This window comes from Janthinobacterium amylolyticum (genome assembly GCF_051380655.1).
GTDB lineage: Bacteria > Pseudomonadota > Gammaproteobacteria > Burkholderiales > Burkholderiaceae_D > Janthinobacterium.
The window spans coordinates 1-13,733 of the sequence record NZ_JBNYXL010000004.1 but is presented as its reverse complement, the minus strand read 5'-3'; the positions used below and the strand labels follow the sequence as shown (position 1 = coordinate 13,733).

Below are 13,733 nucleotides of genomic sequence, written 5' to 3'. Positions count from 1 at the left end.
CGGGCGCCGTTTTTTTTGCTGCATCAAACCTGCTGCATCAATCCTGCTCGTCGATCGGCGGCAGCAGCGCGTGTTCCTGGCCGTCAGCCAGCAGCAGCACGCTGGCGCCTGGCGCCGTTTCATCGTCCTCGTCTCCATAGTCGTAATCGAGCGGCGCCGCCACTTCCTTCGAGACGATAATCTCTTCTTCCGCCTCGGCGGCCGGCTGGGCGGGCTCGTCGGGTGCGGCGGCCGTTTCCGCTTCCGGCTGCGTCAGCAGCAGCGCCACTTCGGCCATGGCGCGGAACAGCGGCAGCGACAGCGCGGCGGCGGCCGCCTGCATCGGGTAGTTGCCGTGCACGCGCTGGGCGTGCAGCTGGCGGTTCAGGCGGCAGCGCACCACGCGCAGGCCGGCGCGCCGCACGGCGTCGGCGATCTCGGGCAGGGCCATTCGCAGGTGGTGCAGGGCGCTTTCCTCGTCGGCGGCCAGTTCCAGCAGCACGCCGTCGCCGGCCGGTTCCATCTGGATGACGACCCTGCCGATGCCGATGATGATCAGTTCCACGCGCAGCGCCACCTTGCCGCGGCGCTTGGGCTGCGATGCTTGCTCGTCCTCGTCGCTGGCCAGCACGCGCAGCAGCAGGCGCTGGCCGCCCCAGCCGTACACGGCAAAGCGCCAGGCTTCGCTGTCGACCGTCAATGGCGGACGCGGGCCTTCGCGCAGCAGGGCCGGCTGCTGGTCGGCCATGAACAGGTTGCCCGGCACATGCTGGCCGCGCGCCTGCTCCTGCAGGGCGGCATACTGCTCGCCATAGGTCTTGACCATCACGCGCCAGGAGGCTGCCAGCTGGGCCGCGTCGGGCGGCTGCCACACGAGCTGGCGCGTAAAGAACAGTTGATTGACCTGCATGGCGCTGCTGTCGCGCGGCGTGGCACCCAAGCCATCGGCGTTCGGCTTGATCAGGGCCGCCAGGCTGTCCTGGCCTTTTTGCTGCAGCTGGGCGGGCAGGGTGCCCGCATCGGGGGCGGGCGCCATGTAGGGGCCGACGGGCACCAGCGGCTGCACCACGCCCGGCACCATCGGCGTGGCCGGGCTGACGTCGAAGCGCTGGGTAATCAGGGGAACCGGGTTGCCCGAGGAAATGCGGTCTATCGCCATGCCACTGCTTCCAGGTGAAAGTCTATCAATAAAGCTGGCCGCTCAGGCCATGCCAGCCTTTACGGTTGCAGCAGAGACAGTATCATTTTCTGCATGCTCTGGCTTTGCTTGATCATGGCCGTGCTGGCCTGTAACTGCATCTGCGCCGACGCCATGTTGGCGCTTTCGGCCGCATAGTCAACATCCATGATGCGGCCGATGGCGGCCTTGGTATTGGTGACCATGTTGGCCAGGTTGCTGTGCACGTGTTCGAGGCGGTTGGCCGTGGCGCCCAGGGCCGAGCGCACGCCGCCCACCTGGTCGAGCGCCTTGGACAGCAGGTCGATCATGCTGTTGGCGCTGCTGTTGCTGCCAAATTCCGTGCCTGCCGTGCCTGTAGGCGCAAAGTTGGCCGACAGCGCTTTCAGGGCGATGTCGAGGTCGCTCATCTTGCCTTCCACGCTCATCTGCATCGTTTCGCTGCTGCTGGCGCCAATTTGGAAGGTCAGTGTCTGCGACAGGGTGCCTTTGCCGGCCGTGCCATTACCCAGCAACAAGCTGCCGCCGTAGGTCGTGTTGGTCATGACGTTGTACAGTTCCAAGCCCAGCGCGTCGTATTCGGCCTGCATGGCATCGCGGTCGAGCTGGTTGGAGGATGCGTCCGCCGCCTGCGTCGCCATGTCCTTCATGCGCATCAGCATGTCCGTCACTTCGCCGAACGCGCCTTCGGCCGTTTGCAGCAGCGAGGTGCTGTTCTGCGTGTTGCGCATGGCTACCGTCATGCCGCTCACCTGCGCGCTCAGGCGCGTGGCGATCTGCAGGCCCGCCGCGTCATCCATGGCCGAGTTGATGCGAAAGCCCGTGCTCAGGCGTGTCATCGACGTCGACAGCCGGCTTTGCGCGCTGGAAGCGGCGCTCTGGGCGTACAGTGCGGCGAGGTTGGTATGGATGCTCAGCACGTGGCGGCTTTCGTCTAGGGTTGAATGGCGTTCTACCTTGTATAGGCGACCATCGCGGCAACATTGTTAAGTACGATGAAAATATAGTTAAAAAAATATGTTTGCCAAAAAAAAGCCAGACCGCGGTCTGGCTTCGTGCCGCCGGCCGCAAGCGGCCAGGCTGAGCTGTGTACGGCAATATTATTGCAGCAGGGACATGACCATCGAGGACATGCTGTTGCTTTGCTTTAGCATCGCGGTACCCGCTTGCAGCAGCATTTGCGACGACGTCATGTTCGAGCTTTCGGTGGCGAAGTCAACGTCCATGATGCGGCCGGTGGCGGCCTTGGTGTTGGTGGCGATGTTCGACAGGTTGCTGTTGACGTGGTCAAGGCGGTTGGCGGCGGCGCCCAGTGCGGAACGCACGGTGCTGACATTGCCGATGGCGGTGGCCAGCTTGTCGATGGTGGCGTTGGCCGCGGCGTTGGTGGTCAGTTCCGCGCCGCCCGGGGCGGTGGCGGCGAAGTTGGCGGAAACACCGGTCAGCGTGGTGTTTAGCGTACCCATGTCGGTTGCCACCGTGAAGCCCATTTTTTCCGACGCGCTGGCGCCGATCTGGAACGTCATCGCTGCCGACAGCGTGCCTTTGGCAGCGGCCGAGCCATCGCCCAGCAGCAGGCTGCCGCCGTAGGTGGTGTTGGTCATGACGTTGTACAGCTCGGTGCCCAGCGCATCGTATTCGGCTTGCATGGCCGTACGGTCAGCCTGGTTCGAGGAAGCATCGGCCGCTTGCGTGGCCAGGTCTTTCATGCGCACCAGCATGTTGGTGACTTCGGCGAAAGCGCCTTCGGCCGTTTGCAGCATCGAGGTGCTGTTTTGTGTGTTGCTCATGGCAACGGCCATGCCGCTGGTTTGTGCTTTCAGGCGCGTGGCGATCTGCAGGCCGGCTGCGTCATCCATGGCCGAATTGATGCGGTAGCCTGTGGACAAGCGTGTCATCGAGGTCGACAGTTGCGATTGGGTCTTGGCGATCGAGTTCTGTGCGGACAGCGATGCGTTGTTGGTGTGTAGGCTCAGCATGTGGTAACTCCTGTTGGTAAATGCATTGCAGGACGCGGTATTTTTCGTCCTCATACATGCCAGGCGACCGGCAGGCTGGAAATGTTAAATTCTTCGTGGAAATAATTTAAACAAATAATGCGGCGAAAAAAAAGCCAGACCTCGGTCTGGCTTCGTGCCGCCGGCCGCAAGCGGCCAGGCTAAGCTGGGTACGGCAATATTATTGCAGCAAGGACATGACCATCGAGGACATGCTGTTGCTTTGTTTCAGCATCGCGGTGCCAGCTTGCAGCAGCATTTGCGACGACGTCATGTTCGAGCTTTCGGTGGCGAAGTCAACGTCCATGATGCGGCCGGTCGCGGCCTTGGTGTTGGTGGCGATGTTCGACAGGTTGCTGTTGACGTGGTCAAGGCGGTTGGCGGCGGCGCCCAGTGCCGAGCGCACGGTGCTGATGCTGTCGATGGCCGAAATCAGGCTGCCGATGGCCGTGTTGGCCAGTGTTTTCAGTTCCGTGCCGCCTGCGGTGCCGGCGAAGTTGGCGGTAGCCGAACCCAGGGCCGTGGCCACGCTGGTCATCGACGTGCCCAGGTTGATGGTCATGGTTTCCGATTGCGCGGCACCGATCTGGAAGGTCATCGCGCTGGCGATGGTGCCGCCCGTCAGCAGTTTCTGGCCGCCGAAGGTCGAGTTGTTCATGACGTTGGCCAGTTCCAGGCCCAGTGCGTCGTATTCGGCTTGCATGGCGTCTTTGTCGGCGGTGTTCGACGAGGCATCGGCAGCTTGCGTGGCCAGATCCTTCATGCGCACCAGCATGTTGGTGACTTCGGCGAACGCGCCTTCAGCCGTTTGCAGCAGCGAGGTGCTGTTTTGCGTGTTGCTCATGGCAACGGTCATGCCGCTGGTCTGCGCTTTCAGGCGCGTGGCGATCTGCAGGCCGGCTGCGTCGTCCATGGCCGAATTGATGCGGTAGCCGGTGCTCAGGCGGGTCATCGAGGTCGACAGTTGCGATTGGGTCTTCGAGATCGAATTCTGTGCGGACAGCGATGCGTTGTTGGTGTGAAGGCTCAGCATGGTGTTGCTCCTGTTTAGGTAGGTTCGTCGAGGGGCAGCGATTTCTTGCCCTCATCAGTACAAGACGACTATTTCTTGCCTGTTATTAAATGCCGTATGGAAATTTTCTTATTTACTTATGCGCACACGATACAAACAGGCGGGCATAAAAAAAGCCAGACCGCGGTCTGGCTTCGTGCCGCCGGCCGCAAGCGGCCAGGCTAAGCTGGGTACGGCAATATTATTGCAGCAAGGACATGACCATCGAGGACATGCTGTTGCTTTGTTTCAGCATCGCGGTGCCGGCTTGCAGCAGCATTTGCGACGACGTCATGTTCGAGCTTTCGGTGGCGAAGTCAACGTCCATGATGCGGCCGGTAGCGGCTTTGGTGTTGGTGGCGATGTTCGACAGGTTGCTGTTGACGTGGTCAAGGCGGTTGGCGGCGGCGCCCAGTGCCGAACGCACGGTGCTGATGCTGTCGATGGCCGATACCAGGCTGCCGATGGCGGCGTTGGCGTTGGCCGTCAGTTCGGTGCCGGCGGTTGCCGCGCTGAAGTTGGCGGCGGCCGCGCTCAGTGCCGAGCCGACGCTGCTCATGGCGGTCGACAGGTTGATGCTCATGGTTTCCGATTTGGCGGCGCCGATCTGGAAGGTCATCGAGGTGGCGATGGTGCCGCCGGTCAGCAGCTTCTGGCCGCCGAAGGTGGTGTTGTTCATGACGTTGGACAGTTCCAGGCCCAGTGCGTCATATTCCGCCTGCATGGCGGTCTTGTCGGCGGTGTTCGACGAGGCATCGGCAGCTTGCGTGGCCAGATCCTTCATGCGCACCAGCATGTTGGTGACTTCGGCGAACGCGCCTTCAGCCGTTTGCAGCAGCGAGGTGCTGTTTTGCGTGTTGCTCATGGCAACGGTCATGCCGCTGGTTTGCGCTTTCAGGCGGGTGGCGATCTGCAGGCCGGCTGCGTCATCCATGGCCGAGTTGATGCGGTAGCCGGTGCTCAGGCGGGTCATCGAGGTCGACAGTTGCGATTGGGTCTTGGCGATCGAGTTCTGTGCGGACAGCGATGCGTTGTTGGTGTGAAGGCTCAGCATGGTATTGCTCCTGTTAGGTAAATTCGTCGAGGGGCAGTGATTTCATGCCCTCAGCACTACAAGGCGACCCTGCTGAGTGCTTCATTAAATGCCGCAAGGAAATTTTTTCGTCTGGCCATAAAAAAGCCCCGGCAATCGCTTGCCGGGGCTGTCTGGCGGGCGCGTGGCGCCGTTCAGTATTATTGCAGCAAGGACATGACCATCGAGGACATGCTGTTGCTTTGTTTCAGCATCGCGGTGCCGGCTTGCAGCAGCATTTGCGACGACGTCATGTTCGAGCTTTCGGTGGCGAAGTCAACGTCCATGATGCGGCCGGTGGCGGCCTTGGTGTTGGTGGCGATGTTCGACAGGTTGCTGTTGACGTGGTCAAGGCGGTTGGCGGCGGCGCCCAGTGCGGAACGCACGGTGCTGATGCTGTCGATGGCCGATACCAGGCTGCCGATGGCGGCGTTGGCGTTCGACGTCAGTTCCGTGCCGACGGCGGCGGCGTTGAAGTTGGCGGCAGCCGAGCTCAGTGCCGAACCGACGGCGCTCATGGCCGACGACAGGTTGATGCTCATGGTTTCCGATTTGGCGGCGCCGATCTGGAAGGTCATCGAGCTGGCGATGGTGCCGCCGGTCAGCAGTTTCTGGCCGCCGAAAGTGGTGTTGTTCATGACGTTGGACAGTTCCAGGCCCAGTGCGTCGTATTCCGCCTGCATGGCGGTCTTGTCGGCGCTGTTCGACGAGGCATCGGCAGCTTGCGTGGCCAGATCCTTCATGCGTACCAGCATGTTGGTGACTTCGGCGAACGCGCCTTCAGCCGTTTGCAGCAGCGAGGTGCTGTTTTGCGTGTTGCTCATGGCAACGGTCATGCCGCTGGTTTGTGCTTTCAGGCGGGTGGCGATCTGCAGGCCGGCTGCGTCATCCATGGCCGAGTTGATGCGGTAGCCGGTGCTCAGGCGGGTCATCGAGGTCGACAGTTGCGACTGGGTCTTGGCGATCGAGTTCTGTGCGGACAGCGATGCGTTGTTGGTGTGAAGGCTCAGCATAGGGTAACTCCAGTGGTATTGGTTCGGAGCGACCGACAGGTGCTCTCCCCATGACAAGGCGACGCCATGCAGGCCGAAATTAAATGCTTTTGAGAAATTCTTTTATCTTTATGCGTTTTTTTTATGATTGCCCCGTAGCCGGCACCGGGAAACGGCCTTTTTTTGCGCGCCGGGGCTGGTAAGGGGCCGGTGAAATGCCGCATACTCCACACGCGTGCCCTTGTCGAACGGACCACGCCTTACTCGGGGTAGTGATATGAATATTGTAATTGTTGGCTCGTCGGGCCATGCGAAGGTGGTCATTGACGTGGTCGAACGCGAGGGATTGCACACGATCGTGGGCCTGATCGACGCGTTCCGCGCCGTTGGCGAAGAAACGCTCGCTTATCGCGTGCTGGGCGCCGAGGCGGATCTGCCGGCGCTGGCGGACCAGCATGCCCTGGGTGGCGTGCTGGTGGCCATCGGTGACAACCACGTGCGCGCCAGGGTGACGGCGGTGGTGGCGGCCTTGTGCCCGCAGCTGCAGTTCGTCACGGCGGTGCATCCGCAGGCGAGCATCGGCAAGGCGGTGCGCCTGGGAGCCGGCAGCGTGGTGATGGCCGGCGCGGTGATCAATCCGCAGTGCGAAGTGGGGCAGGGCTGCATCGTCAATACGCGCGCCTCGCTGGACCATGATTCGGTGATGGCCGCTTTTTCCAGCCTGGCGCCGGCGGCGGCCACCGGCGGCAATGCCTCGCTGGGCAGCTGCAGCGCGCTCGGCATGGGCGCCTTGCTGCTGCAGCGCATGCGGGTGGGCGAACACAGTGTGGTCGGCGCCGGCGCCGTGGTGACGCGGCCCGTGGGCGACTTGTGCGTCAGTTATGGCGCACCGGCACGTACCATCCGCAGCCGCGTCATCGGCGAAAAGTACCTGTAAATCCCGTCTATGGCGCCGCTTACGCGGCAGCCGCCTGCTTGCGGCTGGCGAGCAGTTGCGCCAGCGTGGCCAGGGCGGCGGGTTCATCGGCCGTCAGGTCTTGCAGGAAGGCGGTGTTGTTGTCGCGTATCCAGCTCAAGGGCATGTCCCACCAGGCCAGTTCCAGCAGGGCGGCGCGCACGGCTTCCGAAAAACGGAAGCGCACGAGCTTTGCCGGCGCGCCGGCGTAGATGCCATACGGCTCGGAGCGGAAGTTCGGCGGCAGTACGGAGCGGGCGGCGATGATGCAGCCGTTTTCAATGATGCCGCCGCCCAGCATCATGACTTCGTCGCCGATCCAGACGTCGTTCTTGATGATGCTGTCGCCATACTGCGGCGGATTCGGATGGACAAGGTCCTTGCCGGCGATGGTGAACATATACGTGGAGATGGTGCGTGTCTCGTGCTGGCCATTGAGGATGAAGCGCAGGCGCGAGCCACCCGAGACAAAGCGCCCGATGCGCAGCGACTGTGTCGTGCCGTCATATTTGGCGATGGAATCGACGCCCAGCGCCGAGCAGCGGCCGATCTGGAAGTGGCAGTGCTCGACGGGAAGGTCGAGCCAGTCGCGGAAGAAGCGCAGGGGGATCAGGCTGTAGCCGCCGCCAGCATAGGTGAGCACGGTAAATTGCGCCGCCCAGGGGTGGCTGTCGCTGGTGCCGGCAAAATCGAGATCAGTTGAAATGTCCATCGGGATGATGTTCTTCTGGTAAATGGGAAAGCAAGGGCAGCCAGGCGCGTGCTGCGCCTGGCCGGTATCCGGTGTGCCGCGGCGCTGCTTACTTCATGGCATCCGGCGCGCCGCCCGCCAGGCGTTCGATTTCGAACGTCTGCGCCGGCAGACCGTCGCACCAGCGCTGCCACATGGCCCGCAGGGCTTGCTCGAACCCTTCCGCGATCAGTGCCGGCTGGCCAATGGCCGACTCTTCCAGGCGCTGGCGCATGGTGGCGCGCAAGGCGGCCAGTTGCACGATGTTATTTGCAAGGAATTTCCCCTTGTTCACGAAATCGTCGTCATCGGTGGCGACAAACGAGCCCAGGCCGACGTGTTCGAGGATGCAGGCACCGGCCCGGCTGGCAACCGTGTCGCCGGCCAAGGTCAGCGTTGGCACGCCCATCCACAGCGCATGCATGGTGGTGGTGCCGCCCGTGTACGGGTAGGTGTCGAGGCACACGTCGATCTGCTGGTGCAGTGCCAGGTAATTGCCCAGGTGCGTGCGCTGGTGGAAACTCAGCCGCTCCAACGGAATGCCGTCTTCGGCGAACCATTGCGCCAGGATATCGTGGTCGCTTTGCTTGTGCATGGCGCCCAGCAGCATTTTGGCGGTCGGCAAGGCATGCAGCAGCTTGGCCCAGCGCCTGACGACACCGCGATTGAGCTTGCTCAAGCGATTGAAGCTGCCGAACGTGAGGTAGCCGTTCGACAGTGCCGGCGCCTGCTCGATGGCCGGCGACAGCGCCGACGGCAGGAACGGCAGGCAGGCGGGCAGCAGCGCCAGCTTTTCCGTCATGTAGGGGCCGACGATGTCCGGCGGCGTGAAGTAGCGGTCGGCAATGTAGTAATCCATGGCTTGCAGGCCAGTCGAGCCCGGATAGCCGATCCAGCTGGCCTGGATCGGCGCCGGTTTCATGGCAAACAGCATCAGGCGGTTGAACGCCGTGTGGCCCGACAGGTCGATGAGGATATCGATTTCATCTTCGCGTATGCGGGCGAAGGCTTCCTGATCCGACATTTCCACGATGTCGTTCCAATGTACGAGGTATTGCTTCAGGCGCTCGGTGGCGCTGTCGAAGCGCGAATTGTTATAGTAGCCATACAGCGACAGCTGAGCGCTTTCTGCCAGTTTCGAGATGACGGGCACGACGAAATTGGCCACCACGTGTTCATTGAAGTCGCCCGAGACAAAACCGACCCGCAGGCGGCGCTGCGGATCGCGCGTGTTGCCATGCTCGGGCCAGTGCGGCTGCAATGCGGGTTCGAACTCCTCGCCGAACTGGCGGTGTTCGGCAAACAGCGCCGCCGCGTCCAGCTCGTCACTGTGGCTGAGGCAAAACAGCAGGCTGGTATGGCCGGTGGGGTGCTTCGGGCCGATCTTGCGCGCGCGGTAGGCGCTGGCGATGGCGTCTTCCAGCGCGCCGTGGATCTGCAGCATCGAGCACAGGTTGATTTCCGCCGAGATAAAGTCCTCTTTCAGCGCCAGCGCCTGGCGAAAGCTCGCCATGGCTTTTTCCGGCTGTGTCGTGTTTCTCAGCGCATTGCCCAGATAAAAGTGCAGCTCATGGTTGTCCGGCTCGTTTTCAACCGCCTTGCCCAGGGCGACGACGGCCTCGGCGTCGCGCTGCGCGGCCAGCATGGTGGTGCCCAGGTTGAAATGCGCGTCGGCATAATCGGGCTTCAAGGCCACGGCCTGCGCGAAGCAGTCGATGGCTTCGTCATAGGCCTTGTCCATGCGCAAGGCACTGCCCAGGCTATTCTGGATTTCCGCGTCGTCCGGCAGCAACAGGCTGGCGGCGCGGTATTCTTCCACGGCCTGCGCATACTGTTTCGCGTCTTTCAGCACATTGCCCAGGTTGAAGCGGGCTTTGGTATAGTCGGGCCGCAGCGCGATCGCCTTGCGGAAGCTGTCCTGCGCTTCCTCCGGACGGTCCAGCACGCGCAGCACGCTGCCCAGATTGTTGTGCGCTTCCGGGAAATCCGGATCGATTTCCAGTGCCCGCAGATAGCTGGCCATTGCTTCATCGAGCTTGCCGGCCGTCTGCCAGGCGTTGCCCAGGTTGCCATGCGCCTGGGCATCGTGCGGCGCCAGTTCCACCGTGCGCTTCAGTACGGCGAACGCATCCTTGCCTTGTGCCTGCAGGGCAGTGCCCAGCACGCTCCACACCCATGGCGCTTGCGGATATTGCAGCAGCAGCGTGCGGCTGGCATCTTCCATCTGCGCAAATTCGCCGCTCTGGTACAGGGCCACGATGGGCGCCGCTTCCTCCTGCGTGGGCGACAGCGCCGCCAGCGCGATGGCATCGCGCGCCTGCTGGCGCAGCGCTTGCGAGGCGGCGTTGTCGAGCCCGCGGCCTATCGCCGTCTCGACAATCTCCAGCGCCTCGTCGGGCCGCTCCGCCTGCAGCAAGCCATTCGCGTACGACAGCCAGAACTGCCCTTCGTCGGGATTGACCGACAGTGCCTTGTGCAGATATGGCAAGCCGGCAGCGGGCTGGCCCAGCTGGCCCGCCAGCAAACCGAGATTGTGATTGGCAATCGCGTGGTAGGGCTGCGCCTGCAGAATGGCCAGGTACAGCGCTTCGGCTTCGGCGTACTGGCCAGCCTGGTGCGCGGCAAGCGCTTGCTGCAATTCGGTATCGAGGGGGACTTCTGGAGGAACGTTGGCGTTCATGGCGGGGGTGTGGAAATGTTTAGCAACGGGAATTGTAACTGCTGAAAGTGCCCATGGGAAACTTTGTGGGCGGTTTTTGATGGCGAATAGCGTTGCGTTGCGTGTGCGGTGTTGCTGGAGCACCAAAGTACGGCGGAAAGCATGGTGCTTATGTCAAAAAAAACAGCGCGCTGCCAGGGGCGAGCGCGCTGTGGTGCGTGGCAGTCAGCGCGCACGGCGCTGCCTGCGGCCCGTTACATGTTCGGATAGTTGGGACCGCCGCCGCCTTCCGGCGTGACCCAGACGATGTTTTGCGTCGGGTCCTTGATGTCGCAGGTTTTACAGTGCACGCAGTTCTGTGCATTGATCTGCAGGCGTTCGGCGCCGTCGTCGTTCTTCACGAACTCGTACACGCCGGCGGGACAGTAACGCGCTTCCGGACCCGCATACGTGGCCAGGTTGACGTCGACGGGCACGCTGGCGTTCTTCAAAGTCAGGTGGATGGGCTGGTCTTCCGCGTGATTCGTGTTCGAGATGAAGACGGAGGACATCTTGTCGAACGTCAGCTTGCCATCGGGTTTCGGATACACGATCTTTTTCGACTGGGTCGCCGGCTTCAGGCATTCGTGGTCGCCATGCGAGTGGTGCAGGGTCCACGGCGCCTTGCCGCGGAAGATCAGTTGGTCGATGCCTGTCATCAGGCTGCCCAGGTACAAGCCCTTCGACAGCCATGGCTTGACGTTGCGCGCCACGTGCAATTCTTCATGCAGCCAGGATTTCTCGAAGGCGGCAGGGTAGCTCGCCAGTTCGTCGTGCTGGCGCGATTCCCCCAGCGCGCCGAAGGCCGCGTCAGCCGCCAGCATGCCGCTCTTGATGGCCGCGTGGCTGCCCTTGATGCGGCTCATGTTGAGGAAGCCCGCATCGCAGCCGATCAGCGCGCCGCCGGCGAATACCAGTTTCGGCAACGATTGCAGGCCGCCGGCCGCGATCGCGCGCGCGCCGTACGAGATGCGCTTGCCGCCTTCGAAGAACTTGCGGATTTCCGGATGCGTCTTGTAGCGCTGGAATTCCTCGTACGGCGACAGGTAAGGGTTCTCGTAGTTCAGGCCCACGACGTAGCCGACCATCACCTGGTTGTTTTCCAGGTGGTACAGGAAGGAGCCGCCGTAGGTTTTCGTGTCCAGCGGCCAGCCGCTCGAGTGAATCACCAGGCCCGGCTTGTGCTGCGCCGGGTCGATTTCCCACAATTCCTTGATGCCGATGCCGTACGATTGCGGGTCCTTGCCGGCGTTCAAGTCATACTTGGCCATCAATTGCTTGCCCAGGTGACCGCGCGCGCCTTCGGCGAACAAGGTGTACTTGGCGTGCAATTCCATGCCCAGCTGGAAGTCGGGGCCCGGCTCGCCGTCGCGCTTGACGCCCATGTTGCCGGTCGCCACGCCCTTTACGGAGCCGTCGTAGTTGTAGAGGATTTCCGCGGCAGGGAAGCCGGGGAAGATTTCCACGCCCAGGTTTTCCGCCTGCTGGCCCATCCAGCGCACCACATTGCCCAGCGAGACAATATAGTTGCCATGGTTTTCAAAGCAGGCCGGCACGGCGAAGTTCGGCGTTTTATAGGCTTTCGTTTCGGTCAGGAACAGGATGCGGTCTTCCGTCACTTCCGTGTTCAGCGGCGCGCCCAGTTCTTTCCAGTTCGGGATCAGTTCGGTCAGGGCTTTCGGGTCCATGATGGCGCCCGACAGGATATGCGCGCCCAGTTCGCCGCCTTTTTCCAGCACGCAGACGGACACTTCCTGGCTTTTTTCAGCGGCCAGCTGCTTCAGGCGGATCGCCGCCGCCAGACCTGCGGGGCCGCCGCCCACGATCACCACGTCATACTCCATGGTGTCGCGCGGTCCGTACTGTTCAACTAAGTTATTAGGCTGTGTCATGGTCTCGATTGTTAGTCACTCAATTAGGTAGCAAGGATAGGGATTAAAGCATCATCGGGGAAATTTAAGCACGAGTGTGCTTGTTTTTGGCGAGGATTGCAACTTTGGCGCCATTTTGCGTGACATTGCCCCACGCCGCAATCTAAATCCAGCCATTTTGTGTAATGATGGCGTTTACTTTTGCTCAAGTGCGCCGCGGGCGATTTTGCCCCTGTGCCATAGGCGCGGCGTAAAGTATTGTCTAAAATAAAACAGGAGTAGCTCGTGGGCATAGAAGTCAATTTCGAGGGCAAGATTGCCCTGATTACCGGCGCATCGAGCGGCCTCGGCGCGCGCTTTGCGAAAGTGCTGGCCCAGGCGGGCGCCCAGGTCGTGCTGGCTTCGCGCCGCACTGAACGCCTGAAGGAGTTGCGCGCCGAGATCGAAGCCGATGGCGGCGCCGCGCACGTGGTGTCGCTCGACGTGACAGACTTCGCCAGCATCAAGTCGGCCATCGCGCATGCGGAAACGGAAGCGGGCCCCATCGATATCCTCGTCAACAATTCCGGTGTGTCCACCACGCAACGCCTGGTCGACGTCACGCCCGAAGATTACTCGTTCGTGATGGACACCAACCTGCGCGGATCGTTCTTCGTGGCCCAGCAAACGGCCAAGCGCATGATCGCGCGCGCCAAGGGCGACCCGAAAAAACAGCACCGCATCATCAATATCGCCTCGATGGCGGGTTTGCAGGTGCTGCCGCAGATCGGCGTGTACTGCATGAGCAAGGCGGGCATGGTGCACATGACGCGCGCCATGGCGGTGGAGTGGGGCAAATACGGCATCAATACCAACGCCATCTGCCCCGGCTATATTTCCACGGAAATCAACGAGGATTATTTCGCCACCGAGCAGGGCAAGAAGCTGATCGAAATGCTGCCGAATAAACGTCCGGGCAAGCCGGAGGACCTCGACGGCCTGCTGTTGCTGCTGGCGGGCGAGGATTCGCATTTCATCAATGGCGCCATCATTTCAGCGGACGGCGGCATGAGCTCGTTTTAAGCCAGGCAGTCACTGCGGCAGCTGCGCCTAGCTGTGATGTTTCAATAGGTTGTTGTGGTTCATTCGGATTGGATTTGAGACACTGGAAATCGCCAAACCCCCAGTTCTCAAGGAAACCAACCGAATGAACATCCATAAGAATGCCCGAT

12 protein-coding genes are annotated in these 13,733 nt (G+C 61.9%); 2 read left to right on the top strand and 10 right to left on the bottom strand.

What is annotated here, in order from left to right:
• Positions 1-37: 37 nt before the first annotated feature.
• The 6 genes from ACQ4WR_RS09300 to ACQ4WR_RS09275 all read right to left on the bottom strand — a co-directional run bounded on the left by ACQ4WR_RS09300 (position 38) and on the right by ACQ4WR_RS09275 (position 6,289).
• On the bottom strand, positions 38-1,138 hold the full coding sequence (locus tag ACQ4WR_RS09300) for a hypothetical protein (protein WP_102294745.1): 1,101 nt from the start codon (positions 1,136-1,138) through the stop codon (positions 38-40).
• 59 nt (positions 1,139-1,197) lie between these two features.
• A complete protein-coding gene (locus tag ACQ4WR_RS09295; protein ID WP_102294743.1) occupies positions 1,198-2,076 on the bottom strand; it encodes a flagellin N-terminal helical domain-containing protein in 879 nt (292 codons plus the stop codon).
• A gap of 180 nt (positions 2,077-2,256) precedes the next feature.
• Positions 2,257-3,135, bottom strand: coding sequence for a flagellin N-terminal helical domain-containing protein (locus ACQ4WR_RS09290; RefSeq protein ID WP_102294741.1), 879 nt, complete (start codon positions 3,133-3,135; stop codon positions 2,257-2,259).
• Positions 3,136-3,334: 199 nt separating this feature from the next.
• On the bottom strand, positions 3,335-4,186 hold the full coding sequence (locus tag ACQ4WR_RS09285; RefSeq protein WP_102294740.1) for a flagellin N-terminal helical domain-containing protein: 852 nt from the start codon (positions 4,184-4,186) through the stop codon (positions 3,335-3,337).
• A gap of 220 nt (positions 4,187-4,406) precedes the next feature.
• Complete coding sequence (locus ACQ4WR_RS09280; protein ID WP_436486810.1) at positions 4,407-5,258, bottom strand: flagellin N-terminal helical domain-containing protein; 852 nt, start codon at positions 5,256-5,258, stop codon at positions 4,407-4,409.
• A 179-nt stretch (positions 5,259-5,437) separates the two neighbouring features.
• Positions 5,438-6,289 (bottom strand): flagellin N-terminal helical domain-containing protein, encoded by an 852-nt coding sequence (locus ACQ4WR_RS09275; RefSeq protein WP_102294736.1) that lies wholly within the window; start codon positions 6,287-6,289, stop codon positions 5,438-5,440.
• A 256-nt stretch (positions 6,290-6,545) separates the two neighbouring features.
• On the opposite strand from ACQ4WR_RS09275, the gene ACQ4WR_RS09270 reads away from it, so the two are divergent.
• Complete coding sequence (locus ACQ4WR_RS09270) at positions 6,546-7,205, top strand: NeuD/PglB/VioB family sugar acetyltransferase (protein WP_102294734.1); 660 nt, start codon at positions 6,546-6,548, stop codon at positions 7,203-7,205.
• Between the two features lie 19 nt (positions 7,206-7,224).
• Here ACQ4WR_RS09270 and ACQ4WR_RS09265 read toward each other — a convergent pair whose 3' ends face one another.
• From ACQ4WR_RS09265 to ACQ4WR_RS09255, 3 genes are all read right to left on the bottom strand, one after another.
• Positions 7,225-7,935, bottom strand: coding sequence for an LbetaH domain-containing protein (locus ACQ4WR_RS09265; protein WP_436486808.1), 711 nt, complete (start codon positions 7,933-7,935; stop codon positions 7,225-7,227).
• 88 nt (positions 7,936-8,023) lie between these two features.
• Positions 8,024-10,633: an O-linked N-acetylglucosamine transferase family protein gene (locus ACQ4WR_RS09260; protein ID WP_436486807.1), complete on the bottom strand. Its 2,610-nt coding sequence runs from the start codon at positions 10,631-10,633 to the stop codon at positions 8,024-8,026.
• A 233-nt stretch (positions 10,634-10,866) separates the two neighbouring features.
• Positions 10,867-12,543, bottom strand: a complete 1,677-nt coding sequence (locus ACQ4WR_RS09255; RefSeq protein WP_436486805.1) for an electron transfer flavoprotein-ubiquinone oxidoreductase — start codon at positions 12,541-12,543, stop codon at positions 10,867-10,869.
• A gap of 264 nt (positions 12,544-12,807) precedes the next feature.
• Here ACQ4WR_RS09255 and ACQ4WR_RS09250 point away from each other — a divergent pair, with 264 nt between their 5' ends.
• Positions 12,808-13,584 (top strand): SDR family oxidoreductase, encoded by a 777-nt coding sequence (locus tag ACQ4WR_RS09250; RefSeq protein ID WP_436486803.1) that lies wholly within the window; start codon positions 12,808-12,810, stop codon positions 13,582-13,584.
• Here ACQ4WR_RS09250 and ACQ4WR_RS09245 read toward each other — a convergent pair.
• On the bottom strand, positions 13,550-13,733 hold a 184-nt coding region (locus ACQ4WR_RS09245; RefSeq protein WP_436486801.1), incomplete at its 5' end, for a hypothetical protein. The two genes, ACQ4WR_RS09250 and ACQ4WR_RS09245, sit on opposite strands and share 35 nt — an antisense overlap.